The organism is Liquorilactobacillus sicerae, from assembly GCF_029916425.1.
Classification (GTDB): domain Bacteria; phylum Bacillota; class Bacilli; order Lactobacillales; family Lactobacillaceae; genus Liquorilactobacillus; species Liquorilactobacillus sicerae.
The window spans coordinates 1-440 of the sequence record NZ_JAHAVQ010000257.1 but is presented as its reverse complement, the minus strand read 5'-3'; the positions used below and the strand labels follow the sequence as shown (position 1 = coordinate 440).

Here is a 440-nt window from a genome sequence, read left to right as displayed (position 1 = left end):
GAATATATTCGAGCTGTGCTGACTGGATGCCAATTATTTAAATAGGACACATAGTGCAAGCAACAGCCATCCTGGCCGTCGATTTCGTCTTTTTCGCTTACATGTTCTTCGTTCATAAAAACTGTTCGGCGAATCGTCATTGCGTCAGCAAGAATTTTTCCTTCTCCGAATTGACTGGCGATTACTAGTTCTTCTTGTTTTGTCATCAACCGATCTCTTCATCCATTTTTGTATTGAAATTTACTAATATCTTTTTAATTTGCATAAAACCTCCGAAAAAACTTACTTCATTATATAATTGCCTTTATGGTAGAAGCTATTCATCGATCGACACGTATAGAATTTTCCAAATCATCACTAACATATAACGTTCAATATACCAAACGCGTTTCCGGTGCAAAGACGCTTTGGCTGGCGGTTAAGTCCAATGCTTATGGTCA

Annotated in this window: 1 protein-coding gene and 1 pseudogene; one reads left to right on the top strand and one right to left on the bottom strand. The window is 37.7% G+C overall.

Going from position 1 to position 440, the window contains the following annotated elements; genetic code table 11:
- A partial coding sequence (locus KH893_RS12320) for a GNAT family N-acetyltransferase (protein ID WP_486606306.1) occupies positions 1 to 206 on the bottom strand: 206 nt, incomplete at its 3' end.
- A 100-nt stretch (positions 207 to 306) separates the two neighbouring features.
- On the opposite strand from KH893_RS12320, the pseudogene KH893_RS12315 reads away from it, so the two are divergent.
- A pseudogene (locus KH893_RS12315) lies at positions 307 to 440 on the top strand (alanine racemase); the annotation flags it as partial.